Origin of the sequence: Bradyrhizobium quebecense (genome assembly GCF_013373795.3) — a bacterium.
GTDB lineage: Bacteria > Pseudomonadota > Alphaproteobacteria > Rhizobiales > Xanthobacteraceae > Bradyrhizobium > Bradyrhizobium quebecense.
On sequence record NZ_CP088022.1, the window covers coordinates 6,023,988 to 6,037,825 of the forward strand.

Sequence of the window (13,838 nt, forward strand, 5' to 3'; positions counted from 1 at the left end):
ATGTCCGTACCGGTTTCCCCCAAGCGTAACGCTTTGCTCGCGGCTGCCCGCGAGCGCATCCTGGTGCTCGACGGCGCCATGGGCACGATGATCCAGGGCTTGCAGTTCGACGAAGCCGCCTTCCGCGGCGAACGCTTCAAGGACTTCCACCGCGACATCAAGGGCAACAACGATCTCCTGATCCTGACCCAGGCTGAGGCGATCACGGACATCCACGCCGCCTACCTGCGCGCCGGCGCCGACATCGTCGCGACCAATACCTTCTCCTCCACCTCGATCGCGCAGGCCGACTACGACATGTCGGACCTCGCCTATGAGCTCAACCTGCAGGGCGCTCGGCTCGCGCGTGCGGCCGCGGAGCGGGTGAGCGCCGAGGACGGCAAGCAGCGCTTCGTCGCCGGCGCGCTTGGCCCGACCAACCGCACCGCCTCGATCTCGCCCGACGTCTCCAATCCCGGCTATCGCGCGGTGACCTTCGACGATCTGCGCAAGGCCTATGGCGAACAGGCCAAGGGCCTGCTCGATGGCGGCGCCGACCTGCTGCTGGTCGAGACCATCTTCGACACGCTGAACGCCAAGGCGGCGCTGTATGCGATCGCCGAGCTCATCGCGGAGCGCGGCATCGACGTGCCCGTGATGATTTCCGGCACCATCACCGACAAGTCCGGCCGGCTGCTCTCCGGGCAGCTGCCGGAGGCGTTCTGGCATTCGGTGCGGCACGCCAAGCCGATCACGATCGGCTTCAATTGCGCGCTCGGCGCCGAGGATCTGCGCGCGCATATCGCCGATATCGGCCGCGTCGCCGACACGCTGGTCTGCGCTTACCCCAACGCCGGCCTGCCCAACGAGTTCGGCCAGTATGACGAGACGCCGGACTACATGGCCCGGCTGATTGGCGAGTTCGCTGCCGCCGGCCTCGTCAACATCGTTGGCGGCTGCTGCGGCACCACGCCCGATCATATCGCGGCGATCGCCAGGGCCGTCGCCCCGCACAAGCCGCGCGTCGTGCCCGAGATCGAACCGCGGCTCAAGCTCTCCGGCCTCGAGCCGTTCACGCTGACCGACGCGATCCCGTTCGTGAACGTCGGCGAGCGCACCAACGTCACCGGTTCGGCGCGCTTCCGCAAGCTGATCACCGCGGGCGACTACACCGCCGCGCTTCAGGTGGCGCGCGACCAGGTCGAGAACGGCGCCCAGGTCATCGACGTCAACATGGACGAGGGCCTCCTCGACTCCGAAGCGGCGATGGTGACGTTCCTCAACCTCGTCGCCGCCGAGCCCGACATCGCGCGGGTGCCCGTGATGGTCGACTCCTCGAAATTCCACGTCATCGAGGCCGGCCTGAAATGCATCCAGGGCAAGCCGATCGTGAACTCGATCTCGATGAAGGAAGGCGAGGAGAAATTCCTGCACGAGGCGACGGTCGCCAAGCGTCACGGCGCCGCCGTGGTGGTGATGGCGTTCGACGAGACCGGCCAGGCCGACACGTTCGCGCGCAAGACCGAGATCTGCAAGCGCGCCTACGACCTTCTGGTCAACCGGCTCGACTTCCCGCCCGAGGACATCATCTTCGATCCGAACATCTTCGCGATCGCGACTGGCCTCGAGGAGCACAACAATTACGGCGTCGACTTCATCGAGGCGACGCGCTGGATCCGCCAGAACCTGCCCGGCGCCCACATCTCTGGCGGCGTCTCCAACCTGTCGTTCTCGTTCCGCGGCAACGAGCCGGTGCGCGAGGCGATGCACTCGGTGTTCCTGTATCACGCCATCCATGCCGGCATGGACATGGGCATCGTCAATGCTGGACAGATGATCGTCTATGACGACATCGACCCCGAGCTGCGCCAGACCTGCGAGGACGTGATCCTCAACCGCGACCCGGGCGCGTCCGAGCGGCTGCTGGCGCTTGCCGAGAAATTCCGCGGCAAGGAGAAGCAGACCAAGGAGCAGGATCTCGCCTGGCGCGAATGGCCGGTCGAGAAGCGACTCAGTCACGCGCTGGTGCACGGCATCACCGAGTTCATCGAGGCCGACACCGAAGCCGCCCGCCAGAACACGTCCCGTCCGCTCGACGTCATCGAGGGGCCGCTGATGGCCAGCATGAACGTGGTCGGCGATCTCTTCGGCGACGGCAAGATGTTCCTGCCGCAGGTCGTGAAGTCGGCCCGCGTGATGAAGCAGGCGGTCGCCTACCTGATGCCGTTCATGGAGGAGGAGAAGGCGCGCAACCTCGCCAATGGCATCACCGGCGGCCGCAACGCCGCGGGCAAGATCGTGCTCGCGACCGTGAAGGGCGACGTCCATGACATCGGCAAGAACATCGTCGGCATCGTGCTCCAGTGCAACAATTTCGAGGTCATCGACCTCGGCGTCATGGTGCCCGCCAACAAGATCATCGAGACCGCGAAGGCCGAGGGCGCCGACATCATCGGCCTGTCCGGCCTGATCACGCCCTCGCTTGACGAGATGAGCTTCCTCGCCGGCGAGCTGGAACGGCAGGGCATGAACGTGCCGCTCCTGATCGGCGGCGCCACCACGAGCCGGGTGCACACCGCCGTCAAGATCGACCCGAACTATCCGGGCGGCCCGGTCGTGCATGTCAATGATGCGAGCCGCGCCGTCGGCGTCGCCTCCTCGCTGCTGTCGGCCGAGAAGAAGCAGGCCTATGCCGCCGAGGTGCGCGCCGAATACGCCAAGATCTCGACGGCGCATTTCCGCGCCCAGGCCGACAAGAAGCGGCTGAAGCTCAACGACGCCCGCGCCAACAAGGTCGCGATCGACTTTGCGGCGGCGCCGCCGAAGAAGCCGGCGTTCTTCGGGCTGAAGAGCTTCGATGCCTACGATCTCGCCGAGTTCGCCGACTACATCGACTGGACGCCGTTCCTCCAGACCTGGGAATTGACCGGCCGCTTCCCCGCGATCCTCGACGACCCCAAGGTCGGCGAAGTCGCCCGCTCGCTCTATGCCGACGCGCGCAAGATGCTCGACACGATCATCCAGGAGAAGTGGTTCACTGCGCGGGCCGCCATCGGCTTCTGGCCGGCAAATGCCGTCGGCGACGACATCGAGGTCTATGCCGACGAGACGCGGAAGCAGAAGATCGCGACCTTCCACACGCTGCGCCAGCAGCTCGAGAAGCGCGAGGGCCGCTTCAACGCCGCGCTGTCCGACTTCGTCGCGCCAAAGGAGACCGGCGTGCCCGACTATATCGGCGGCTTCGTCGTCACCGCGGGGATCGGCGAGGATGCGGTCGCCGACCGTTTCAAGAACGCCAATGATGACTACTCCTCGATCCTGTGCAAGGCGCTGGCCGATCGTCTGGCGGAAGCCTTTGCCGAGCGCATGCACCAGCGCGTGCGCAAGGAGTTCTGGGGCTATGCGCCCGACGAGGCCTCGTCGCCGGACGAATTGATCCTCGAAAAGTATGACGGCATTCGCCCCGCGCCCGGCTATCCGGCGCAGCCCGACCACACCGAGAAGCGGACGCTGTTCGCGCTGCTCGATGCCGAGAACACGTCCGGCGTGAAGCTGACCGAGAGCTACGCGATGTGGCCGGGTTCGTCGGTTTCGGGCCTGTATTTCTCGCACCCCGAAAGCTTCTATTTCGGCGTCGGCAAGATCGAACGCGACCAGGTCGAGGACTATGCCGCACGCAAGGCCATGACGGTCGCCGAGGTCGAGCGCTGGCTGGCGCCGGTGTTGAACTACATCCCCTCGCAGGACGGCGCCAAGGGCCAGGCGATCGCGCCTGCCGCGACGCCCGCCAACGACGAGGAGTCTCGGGAACTCGCCTCGCATCCGCAGGGCTGCACCTGCGCGGTGCACCTTGCCTGGCGGAAGAAGAAGGTGGGTGCGGGGTAGCTCCAGCCGCCGCTTCACCTCGCCCCGCTCTTGCGGGGAGAGGTCGAAGCCGAAGGCTTCGGGTGAGGGGTTCCTCCGCAATGACGGTTTCCTTTGTTGTCCGGTGAGGATTTCCGAGTCGGAGTGGGCTATGGTGCGGCACGATCGTGCCATGCCCCTCACCCGGCGCTGCGCGCCGACCTCTCCCCGCAAAAGGGCGGGGCGAGGTGAACATCGGACCCTCCCCATGCAATTCTTCTCCTTCTGGCGATCGCTGGCGAGCTTTCGGGTGCGGATCGCGCTCAATCTGAAGGGCGTGCCGGCGGAGGTCGTGTTCGTCGACATCGATGCGGACGCGCATCGCACTGATGCCTATCGCAAGATCAATCCGCAGATGGCGCTGCCGGCGCTGGTGACCGACGATGGCACGGTGCTGTTCCAGTCGCTCGCGATCATCGACTATCTCGACGAGACCTACCCGAGCCCGCCGTTGCTGCCGCCCGACGCGCTCGGCCGTGCCCGGGTGCGCGGGCTTGCGCTGATCGTCGCCTGCGAGGGCCATCCGCTGCTGACGCCACGGGTGCGCCGCTATCTCGACCGCGAGCTCGATCTGCGCGACAGCCAGCAGAACGCCTGGCGGCGGCACTGGACGGTCGAGACGCTGGCGGCGCTCGAGGGCCACCTCGCCGGCCACAAGGCAACCGGCCAGTTCTGTCACGGCGATGCGCCGACCCTCGCCGATATCTGCCTGGTCGGCCATGTCACCGCGGCGATCAACCAGCAGATCAGCCTGTCGCCCTGGCCGACCGTGAAGCGCATCCACGACACCGCAATGGCGCTGCCGGCGTTCGCCAAGGCGCATCCCTCCGCGCAGCCGGATACGCCCGAGGCGATGCGCGCGAAGTAGTGCGCGAACGGAAGCGCCGCGAAGCATAGACAGAGGCGCAAACGTGTGCACGACCCTCTCCACCGTCGTCCCTGCGAAAGCAGGAGACCCATAACCACAGGGCATTGTTGTTGAAGCGAGCTGCGGCTCCAGCGTTGTGCAACGATGACCATCGGTGGTTATGGGTCCCGGGTCGCGCTGCGCTTGCCCGGGACGACAGCGAATTTTTGGCCCGCTTGTGAATCACACGTTCGCGTTTTCGCGACACGAATAGTCCGAGCTTTCTCGCCCCGAGGCCACCCCTCTCCCACAAGGGGAGAGCGAGCCTGAGAAGCGTGCTCACATCACATCGCGTGGGCCCAATAATTAGACCTCACCCATCAGCGGCCCTGCCCTACCGGCCCGCATCGCTCTCCAGATGCAGACGAACGCGCTCGCCGACCGTCCGCGCGATCGCCGCCGGCGTCTCTTCGGGAATCGCAAAGCACGAGCTCGCGTTGATCTCGCAGAGCACATAGGTATCGGCGCCGTCGGCATCGCGCGGACCGTAGAGGAAGTCCGCATCCCAGATCACCGGCAGCGACGCTTCATCGATCGCCAGCGCCGCCATCAACCCTGGAATCCATTTGTCCTCCATCAGCCGCCGCAGCGTCTGGAATTGTGCGGCATCAGGACCGTGCATGATGCGCGGTCCGGGTTGGGCTTCCGGTGAGTCCGGACCTTCCGGCGGCGACGGGATCAAGGCCTTGATCAGTTGGTGTCCGAAGCCCGCGACCTTCGATCCGCTGACATAGCAACGGATCATGCCCTCGGGCAGTCGCGGCTGGAATGCCTGATCGATGATGCAGCCGCCCCAACCGAAATACGGCTCGCAGCGTGCCAAGAAGGCGTCCAGCGGCAGCTCCCCGGGCCGGCTGCCGCGCAGTGCGTGGAGCACGCAGACGGTGGCGTCCGCATTCGGTAAGCCTTCCACCTTCAAGGCTTCCACCTTCCAGACGCCCTGCTCGCCATTGCCACGGTTCTGCTTGAGCACGCGCGGCCCGGCCGCGCGAAGGCGCGACGGTGCGGCGCGGAAGGCGTCCGCGGTGGCGTATCGATGCGTGTCAGCGCCCAGCCCAGATGACGCGTCCGATAGCGCACGTCCTTGACGCCCATCTTGAGGATGATTTCGGGATGTGCGCTGACCCACGGACGCTTCATCGCGACCTCGCGCAGCAGCGGATCGAGCGCCGCGCGGGTCTTGCCCTGATGGATCGGATCGACCCAGACGAGAACGCCGTCCGCGGTCAGCAATTGGTCGCGGACGAGATCGGCGAAGCTCTCGTCATAGACGACGGGAAAAGCATCGATGCCGGAAGCGGCAAGCGCTTCGAAGACGCGAAACGAAACGGCTGTTTTGTGGGGTCGCCTCCCGGCGCGACGCGGCATCGCCACGCCACAGGATGGCGATTTTGGAACGACGGGATGTGTGCTGTTCGGTGTCCATATCAAAGCTCCACGACGGTGAGTGTCGCGCAGAGCTTGGACCGAAGTCTCACGGGGAGTCCGCCTTGTCCCCTTGGCAGGAACTCCAGACCACCTCGCGCAGGTTTCAAGATGGAAGTGGGATCAGGCCGTGATCCCGTGCAACCCCAGCCAGCCCGTGTAGAGGCCGACCAAAACGATCAGCGCGGCCGACACGTAGGGCGCGCGTTGGGCGAAGCGGCTGAAGCCGCCCCAATGACGCTCGACATGACGCAGACTGAGCGCCGCCGCGACGCCAACCGAGACCATGGTGATCGCAAGCCCGATGCCGAAGCAGAGCACCAGCACGAAGCCGAGGCTGAACTGCTTGAGCTGAAGGCAGAGCAGCAACACGGTGATCGCCGCCGGACACGGAATGAGCCCGCCGGTCAGGCCGAACAGAATGATCTGCCACGTCGTGACGGTCCGCCCGGCAAAGCGCTTGCGGATGTCGGCGGCGTGCGCGCGCGCATGCGCATCGTCCGCGTCGCCGAGGTCCATATGCGCATGGTCATGCTCCTCGAACAGGACTTCGGCCGTGTCCGCCCGCACCGACACGCGTGCCTTGAAGGCATGCGGCTCCGGAATTTCATCGATGCTTTCCAGATAGCCGTCCCGCGCGGCGAAGCGAAACTGCTGTTCGCGGCCGTCGGGACGGATCGTCACGACATCAACTTCGCCGGCTGCCGGGAGCGCCCCGGCCTCGCTTCGCAACCGCCAGCGCGGCGGCACGCCGTCCTCGAAGACTTCGAGTGACAGCGATTGCCCGGCCAGGGTCAGTTGCCGCGTTTCGTCATGATGATGGTGATCATGGTCATGATCGTGGTGATGGCCGTGTTCCGAATTCTGCTCGCGCCAGGTGCGCCAGGCCATCCAGGCTGCGATCGAAATGATGATCGCCGCCGAGGCCAGTTGCAGCCAGGCTTCGCTGCGTTCGCCGGACCACTGCTGGCCGAAATGCAGCCCCGCCAGCGCGATGATCCAGACGATGGCCGTGTGCGAGATCGTCGCCGACAGGCCGAGCAGCACCGCCTGCACCACGGTGCCGCGGATGGCGACGATGAAGGCCGCCATCATCGTCTTGGAGTGGCCGGGCTCGAGACCATGCAGCGCGCCGAGCAGGATCGCACTGGGGACGAACAGCCATGCATGCGCGCTGCTCTGCTGGAGCAGCCGAGACAGATCGGTCATGTGCTTCACTTCAAATAGGTACGAACGACGTCGATCAGGTCCGCCGCGCCCTGCGCTCTCTCGGGATCCTTCTCCCGGGCAGGGTCCACCACGTGATGGCGGATGTGATCCTCGAGCAGTTCCGCGGTGAGACCGTTGATGGCGCCGCGAACCGAGGCCACCAGCATCAACACGTCGGCACAGCCGATCTCGGACTCCAGCGCCCGCTCGACGGCGTCGAGCTGACCCTTGATGCGGCGGACCCGGCCGACGAGCTTGGACTTGTGCTTGATCGTGTGCGACATGGCCATAATATAGGGGGGTACCCTATATTGGTCAACCCGTTTCGGGCCCGGTGGGGTGCGCGGGCCCGGCCGCGCTCACGCTGGGTTGCCTGGCCCGCGCTTTACATTGCGGCGCCGACGGCGTTGAATCCGGTCAATCCAGGAACAAGGGTCACGAAACAACTGGCAAGGGAGGCGTCGCGTGAAAGTCCACATCCTGATGTTGGCTCTCCCGATCCTGCTTTCGAGCGAACTGCCGGCCGTGTCCAAGAGCAGCATTGGGCATAATGACGGCCCCTGGAATTCCGATCACATCGACAGTTTGCCGCCCGAAGTCCGGCAATACATCGCAGGGATTTGCAGAGGACCAGCCAGCGCCCAACACGACTTCGCGACCTACTCGCCGCGTGAAAAACGCTGGCGGATAAACCTCGAATATCTCCGATGCAACGGCATCGGCGCGTTCCGTCGGGGCAACCAGTGCCTGGACGTGGACTTCGTCGAGCAAGGCTCGCGATTTCACGTCGGCGCAAAACAATTCAGGGATTGCGGCTTCTAGATCGCAGCGATCCTGACCGTCTGAGTCTTGCGTCGCGGTCGGAACATTGTTCCAAACCGCGCAGGTGAACTGTTCGTGACAGTGACCTGGACGTTTCGCTTGTGACCGCGGGCGCACTCCGGTTGACATCGATCAACACAAGGTCTTAATTCCGGGGCACGGGGATGTGCGATCTCCCCGCGAGGCGACATGCCCAAGAATCGCGTCCTGTTCACCAAGGACGCACCATGTCGTCATACACATCGATCTCATCCGAAAAACTGTCTCGTCTCATCGGTACGGCCAAGGCGCCGGCGCTTGTCGACGTTCGCCTCGATGAGGATTTCGTCGCCGATCCGCGCTTGATCCCGGGCGCTATCCGGCGCTCCCATCTCGACGTCGAGGATTGGGCTTCCGGCCTCTCCGGCCAATCCGTGGTCGTCGTCTGCCAGAGGGGGCAGAAACTGGCCGAAGGCACCGCCGCCTGGCTGCGGTGCAGCAACATTGCAGCTGAAGTTCTGGAGGGTGGGCACCTCGGCTGGAGGGAAGCGGAACTTCCGACCGTTCCCGCCGACAGGATTCCGAAACGTGACGGGCGCGGCCGCACCATCTGGGTGACGCGATCGCGACCGAAGATCGATCGCATCGCCTGTCCGTGGCTGATCCGACGCTTTGTCGATCCCGCGGCCGTCTTTCTGTTCGTCACATCGGCGGAGGTCGAAGGCGTCGCCGACCGATTCGAGGCCACGCCGTTCGATATCGAGAATGTGTTCTGGAGCCATCGCGGCGAACTCTGCACGTTCGACGTCATGGTGAAGGAATTTGGTCTCTCGACGCCGGCGCTGGAGCGGCTCGCGACGATGGTGCGCGCCGCGGACACCGCGCGGCTCGAGCTTTCGCCGGAGGCGTCCGGACTGCTCGCCGCCTCGCTCGGCCTGTCGCGCATGTTCGACGACGACCTCGAACAGTTGAGCGCCGGCATGCTGCTCTACGACGCCTTCTATCGCTGGTGCCGCGACGCGACCCGCGAGACGCACAACTGGCCGACCAGCAAGGTGAAGCCATGACGGACGTCGCAACGACACCAAGGGCGCGCGGAGAGGAGCACGCGCACGGCATCTCATTTCACGAGGCGCTGCTCGTCTGGATGCGTGTCGCCATCCTGAGCTTCGGCGGACCGGCCGGCCAGATCGCCGTGATGCATCGCATTCTGGTCGAGGAGAAGAACTGGATATCGGAAGGACGTTTCCTGCACGCCCTCAACTACTGCATGCTGCTGCCGGGACCGGAAGCGCAGCAGCTCGCGACCTATATCGGTTGGTTGCTGCACCGGACGCTTGGGGGCATCGTGGCAGGCGGATTGTTCATCCTGCCCGGCATCTTCGCCATCATGGGCCTCAGCTACGTCTACGCAGCGTACGGCAATGTGGGGTTTGTGGAGGCCCTGTTCTTCGGCCTGAAGGCCGCGGTGCTTGCCATCGTCATCCAGGCCGTGGTGCGGGTCGGCAAACGCGCGCTGCGCAACCGGGTGATGGTCGCGCTCGCGGCCATCGCCTTTGTCGCGATCTTCTTCTTCGCCGTGCCGTTTCCACTGATCATCGGAGCCGCGGCCGTCGTCGGCCTCGTCGGCGCACGCCTGGGCCGGCCGGAATTTGCAGCCGTCGAGCATGGCGGGAAGAGCTCAGCCGCGATCGACAGCATGCTCGGCGACGCGGTGCCGGATCACGTCCGTCCCAACGCATCGCGCGCCTTGCGGGTCGGCGCGGTCTGGCTCGCGCTTTGGCTTATCCCGGTGTTCGGGCTGCTCATCGTCTTGGGGCCCGGCGACGTGTTCACCCAGATCGCGATCTTCTTCAGCAAGATGGCGATGGTGACGTTCGGCGGAGCCTACGCCGTGCTCGCCTACGTCGCGCAGCAGGCGGCGGAATATTATCACTGGGTTAGCGCACGCGAGATGCTGGACGGGCTCGGCATGGCCGAGACCACGCCCGGCCCGCTCATCATGGTGGTTCAGTTCGTGGGCTTCATGGCCGCGTTCCGTGAGGCAAGCGGGCTGTCTCCGATGCTAGCCGCCACGCTCGGCGGGTTGCTGGCGACATGGGTGACGTTCACACCGTGCTTCCTGTGGATCTTCGTCGGCGCGCCCTACATCGAAGCGCTGCGCGGCAACAAGGTGCTGGCGGGCGCGCTTTCGGCGATCACGGCCGCCGTGGTCGGCGTGATCCTCAACCTGTCGATCTGGTTTGCGCTGCATACGCTGTTTCGGCAAACCTTTGCGATGCACGGGCTTGGCCTGTCGTTCGACGCGCCGGTGCCTGATAGCATCGAGTGGCCTGCGCTTGCGCTGTCCGTCGCCGCCGCCATCGCGATCTTCCGTTTCAATGTGGGGATGCTCAGCGTCCTCGCAGCGTCCTGCATCACGGGCGTGCTGCTGCGCCTGGCAGGTCTCATCTGAACGGAGCGGCACGCGTCACGAGAACCTGGGGCAGCACAACACAACCAGGAGAACGACCATGCAGAAAACAACCCTCTCGCATTTGATCCTCGCGCTTGCGATCGCGGCCGGCGCGATGCCCGCCAACGCCCTGACGCAGGACGAGCTTGTCGCGAAGCTTCAGGCCGCCGGCTACGGGAACATCGGCGACGTCAAATCGACGGCCGAGGGTATGACGGCGAAGGCGATGAAGAACGGCAAGCCCGTGAGGCTCGTGATCGACAGCAGCGGTCAGGTCAAGGAGCAGGACTGAGGTCCTGGCGAAACCACCACAATCGAACTGAACGAGGAGCAATCATGCCCAAATCAACCTTGGCACTGTGTGTCGCCCTGCTCTGGCCCGCAATGTCTCTCGCGACGCCAAGCGACGACAGCGAGCCGCAGCAAGCCGTCGTTGCACTGGCCGCGACGGCGGCGGTCCAGCCGCCGGCGACCGAGATCCTGCGCGGCGTCGTCGACAGCATCGATGAACGCAACAACACGATCAGGATACGCCTGTCTCCGGACAGAATAGAGCCGTTCAAGGTTCAGGACGGCCTGCTCTTCAACGCCGTTCGCTTCGGCGAGCCCGTCGCGTTCTCGGTGCAGGACATCTCGGGATTCCGGACCATCGTCGGGCTCACGAAGGAATAGCGCGAACTTTTGCGCCTTAGATCCAAAAGTATCGGCATTTCCAACATCAGGAGGACCAATGACCATCAACACCGAGCGCCGAAACTTCATCACCGCGGTCGGCGCGGCCACCGCGTCGGCAGTCGTGCTGGGCGCCAACCAAGCCGCTGCCGAAACCAAGCAGCAGACAGGAACCAGGGCCATGTCCTATCAGGCAAAACCGATGTCGTTCGACCCGAAATCGATCAGCGGCATCTCGGAGAAGATTCTCGTCAGCCATTACGAGAACAATTACGTCGGCGCGGTGAAGCGGCTGAATGCCATCGGCACGCAGCTTGCCGAACTCGACTTCGCCAAGGCGCCGAACTTTGTGATCAACGGCCTGAAGCGCGAGGAGCTGATCGCAGCGAACTCGATGATCCTGCATGAAGTCTATTTCGATGGACTCGGCGGCGCCGGCAAACCGAACGGAGCGCTCGCCGAGGCGATTACGCGCGACTTCGGCAGCATGGAGCGCTGGCAGACGGAATTCGCGGCGATGGGCAAGGCCGAAGGTGGCGGTTCGGGGTGGGTGATCCTCGCTTACTCGCCCCGCGACAAGCGGCTGGTCAATCAATGGGCCGCGGATCATACGACGACGCTGGCCGGGGGCCGTCCGGTCCTGGTGCTCGACATGTATGAGCACGCCTATCACATGGACTTCGGTGCCGCCGCAGCCCGCTATGTCGACGTCTACATGGAGGCCATTCGCTGGGACAATGCAGCCCGGCTTTACGAGCAATACGCGAAGGAGACGTGAGGAGAGACGTGGAGCGGCGCTGCCGGTTCCATTTGGTGGGCGCGTTGCCAAACACTGCTGCGTTATCGGCATTGAGAACGCGCCTCCGCCATTCTAGATCAGAGCTTGCCCCTCCCCCCGGGCGCTGTCACCGCGCCGCTCCACCGAAGAGTTAGTCTATGCGACCCCACATCATCTGCCACATGGGCACGTCGATCGACGGCCGGCTGCATCCCAGCCGCTTCACCAAGCCGGCCGCCGGCATCCCGGCCGACGTGCTGCGCTCCCACTATGAGAGGATCCATGACGGCTTCAATGCCGATGGATGGATCATCGGCCGCGTGACCATGAACGAGATGGCCAAGGGAACCGAGCGGCACATAGCCAACCCACCGAGACTGCCGCGCGAGCCGCATCTCGGCAACCGCAACGGCCGCAAGCTCGCTGTTGGCATCGATCCGTCGGGCCGCGTGCATTTCGGCAAGGACAATGTCGGCGGCGATCACGCCGTTGCGGTGCTCGGCGAGCAAGTCTCGGACAGCCATCTCGCCTCGCTGCGCGAGGACGGCGCGTCCTACATCTTTGCCGGGGCGAAGGGCGACGATCTGGCGAGCGCGATGACCCAGCTCGCGGCGCTGTTCGGCGCCAAGACGCTGCTGCTCGAAGGCGGCGGCGGGATCAATGGCGCGTTCCTGAAGCAGGGGCTGATCGACGAGTTCAGCACATTGATCCATCCGGCCGTCGACGGCGTCGCGGGATCGCAGAGCATCGTCGACTATCACGGCCCGGACGGCGACCGCCCCGGCGCCGGCCAGTCGCTCCGGCTCACGCACTGCGAGACGCTGGAAGGCGGCATGGTCTGGCTGCGTCACGCCGTGGAGCGCGCACCGGGCTGAGCGGCCTATTGCTGGGGACCATCCGCCCAGCCGCTCCTGCATCCCGCGACGAAAAACCCGACGCCGCGCGCGACGTGCTCATCGAGCTCGGGATCGAGCGCCTTGAGGTCGACTTCGTAGAGAGCCCGCAGCAGCATCGGTACCGCGATGATGTCGAGGAACAGGCGCGCCGTGGTCGGCAGGTGCTCCGGCGCGAAGGCCGGCAGCTTGCCGAGTTCGTCGGATCGCGTCAGGTCGCGCAGCAGGTGAACGCCGAACTCGGTGGCGAGCGCGCGCGCCCTGCGGTTGACGGTGGCGGCGAGATCCGGGAAGCGATGCGCCTCCGCGATCGCAAGCCGCATCAGGCCGATCCGGTCGGCGTCGAGGCCCCAATGCAACAGGGTCGAGGCGACGCTGGTGAGGCGCTCCTCCACCGTCGCGCCGAGCGGCGCGTCCGCCTTGAACTCTGCGATTCGTGACAGGATGTCCCGCGTCACCACCTCGGTGAACAGCGCGCGCTTGTCGCGAAAGCGCGCATAGATGGTGCGCTTGCCGGAGCGCGCGGCCTCCGCAATCTCGTCGATACTGGCGCCTTCGAACCCGCGCTCAAGGAACACCTCGCGTGCGGCATCGAGGATGCGCGCATCGACCTCGCCGGCCAATTCCTTCGGCGGCCGGCCCGCGCGCACCTCGACCGGCCCGGTCGCCGCCCTGGTCTTGCGCGCCCGCGGCATCTTCAGGGTACTGGTGGTCATCAGTCTTCCCCGGGTTCCATGGGCCGGTCCGGCCGGTAACATCAAGCAATATAGCCTTATCACATCTAGTTGTAAATAGAACGATACAGTTCCGTTTCTA

At 65.1% G+C, this 13,838-nt stretch carries 12 protein-coding genes and 1 pseudogene; 9 read left to right on the forward strand and 4 right to left on the reverse strand.

The features are described from left to right. Positions 1–3,864: a methionine synthase gene (metH, locus tag HU230_RS29090; protein WP_176528860.1), complete on the forward strand. Its 3,864-nt coding sequence runs from the start codon at positions 1–3 to the stop codon at positions 3,862–3,864. 226 nt (positions 3,865–4,090) lie between these two features. Further along, positions 4,091–4,750, forward strand: coding sequence for a maleylacetoacetate isomerase (gene maiA / locus HU230_RS29095; RefSeq protein ID WP_176528859.1), 660 nt, complete (start codon positions 4,091–4,093; stop codon positions 4,748–4,750). 373 nt (positions 4,751–5,123) lie between these two features. Here maiA and HU230_RS29100 read toward each other — a convergent pair. The 3 genes and pseudogenes from HU230_RS29100 to HU230_RS29110 all read right to left on the reverse strand — a co-directional run bounded on the left by HU230_RS29100 (position 5,124) and on the right by HU230_RS29110 (position 7,707). Continuing rightward, positions 5,124–6,215, reverse strand: a pseudogene (locus HU230_RS29100) (Cj0069 family protein). Between the two features lie 122 nt (positions 6,216–6,337). Next, a complete protein-coding gene (locus HU230_RS29105; protein ID WP_176528858.1) occupies positions 6,338–7,423 on the reverse strand; it encodes a nickel/cobalt efflux transporter in 1,086 nt (361 codons plus the stop codon). 5 nt (positions 7,424–7,428) lie between these two features. Then, a complete protein-coding gene (locus HU230_RS29110) occupies positions 7,429–7,707 on the reverse strand; it encodes a metal/formaldehyde-sensitive transcriptional repressor (protein WP_092126226.1) in 279 nt (92 codons plus the stop codon). A 181-nt stretch (positions 7,708–7,888) separates the two neighbouring features. Here HU230_RS29110 and HU230_RS29115 point away from each other — a divergent pair, with 181 nt between their 5' ends. The 7 genes from HU230_RS29115 (at position 7,889) to HU230_RS29145 (ending at position 13,004) form a co-directional block, all read left to right on the forward strand. Continuing rightward, on the forward strand, positions 7,889–8,245 hold the full coding sequence (locus tag HU230_RS29115; RefSeq protein ID WP_176528857.1) for a hypothetical protein: 357 nt from the start codon (positions 7,889–7,891) through the stop codon (positions 8,243–8,245). Between the two features lie 227 nt (positions 8,246–8,472). Next, positions 8,473–9,291: a chromate resistance protein ChrB domain-containing protein gene (locus HU230_RS29120; protein WP_176528856.1), complete on the forward strand. Its 819-nt coding sequence runs from the start codon at positions 8,473–8,475 to the stop codon at positions 9,289–9,291. After that, positions 9,288–10,679, forward strand: a complete 1,392-nt coding sequence (gene chrA, locus HU230_RS29125) for a chromate efflux transporter (RefSeq protein WP_176528855.1) — start codon at positions 9,288–9,290, stop codon at positions 10,677–10,679. Before HU230_RS29120 ends, chrA begins: the two co-directional genes overlap by 4 nt. 58 nt (positions 10,680–10,737) lie before the next feature. Further along, positions 10,738–10,971: a hypothetical protein gene (locus HU230_RS29130; RefSeq protein ID WP_176528854.1), complete on the forward strand. Its 234-nt coding sequence runs from the start codon at positions 10,738–10,740 to the stop codon at positions 10,969–10,971. 44 nt (positions 10,972–11,015) lie between these two features. Next, positions 11,016–11,351: a hypothetical protein gene (locus tag HU230_RS29135; RefSeq protein ID WP_176528853.1), complete on the forward strand. Its 336-nt coding sequence runs from the start codon at positions 11,016–11,018 to the stop codon at positions 11,349–11,351. Positions 11,352–11,532: 181 nt separating this feature from the next. Then, positions 11,533–12,129 (forward strand): superoxide dismutase, encoded by a 597-nt coding sequence (locus HU230_RS29140; protein ID WP_176534819.1) that lies wholly within the window; start codon positions 11,533–11,535, stop codon positions 12,127–12,129. Between the two features lie 158 nt (positions 12,130–12,287). Continuing rightward, positions 12,288–13,004, forward strand: a complete 717-nt coding sequence (locus HU230_RS29145; protein ID WP_176528852.1) for a dihydrofolate reductase family protein — start codon at positions 12,288–12,290, stop codon at positions 13,002–13,004. 5 nt (positions 13,005–13,009) lie between these two features. Here the strand turns inward: HU230_RS29145 and HU230_RS29150 are convergent, their stop codons facing one another. Continuing rightward, on the reverse strand, positions 13,010–13,738 hold the full coding sequence (locus HU230_RS29150) for a TetR/AcrR family transcriptional regulator (RefSeq protein ID WP_176528851.1): 729 nt from the start codon (positions 13,736–13,738) through the stop codon (positions 13,010–13,012). Positions 13,739–13,838: the final 100 nt, after the last annotated feature.

What these genes read in the sequence shown, in the direction of transcription:
- metH (WP_176528860.1), top strand. Translation starts at nt 1, where the DNA reads ATGTCCGTACCGGTTTCCCCCAAGCGTAACGCTTTGCTCGCGGCTGCC.
- maiA (WP_176528859.1), top strand. Translation starts at nt 4,091, where the DNA reads ATGCAATTCTTCTCCTTCTGGCGATCGCTGGCGAGCTTTCGGGTGCGG.
- HU230_RS29105 (WP_176528858.1), bottom strand. Translation starts at nt 7,423, where the DNA reads ATGACCGATCTGTCTCGGCTGCTCCAGCAGAGCAGCGCGCATGCATGG.
- HU230_RS29110 (WP_092126226.1), bottom strand. Translation starts at nt 7,707, where the DNA reads ATGTCGCACACGATCAAGCACAAGTCCAAGCTCGTCGGCCGGGTCCGC.
- HU230_RS29120 (WP_176528856.1), top strand. Translation starts at nt 8,473, where the DNA reads ATGTCGTCATACACATCGATCTCATCCGAAAAACTGTCTCGTCTCATC.
- chrA (WP_176528855.1), top strand. Translation starts at nt 9,288, where the DNA reads ATGACGGACGTCGCAACGACACCAAGGGCGCGCGGAGAGGAGCACGCG.
- HU230_RS29130 (WP_176528854.1), top strand. Translation starts at nt 10,738, where the DNA reads ATGCAGAAAACAACCCTCTCGCATTTGATCCTCGCGCTTGCGATCGCG.
- HU230_RS29135 (WP_176528853.1), top strand. Translation starts at nt 11,016, where the DNA reads ATGCCCAAATCAACCTTGGCACTGTGTGTCGCCCTGCTCTGGCCCGCA.
- HU230_RS29140 (WP_176534819.1), top strand. Translation starts at nt 11,533, where the DNA reads ATGTCCTATCAGGCAAAACCGATGTCGTTCGACCCGAAATCGATCAGC.
- HU230_RS29145 (WP_176528852.1), top strand. Translation starts at nt 12,288, where the DNA reads ATGCGACCCCACATCATCTGCCACATGGGCACGTCGATCGACGGCCGG.
- HU230_RS29150 (WP_176528851.1), bottom strand. Translation starts at nt 13,738, where the DNA reads ATGACCACCAGTACCCTGAAGATGCCGCGGGCGCGCAAGACCAGGGCG.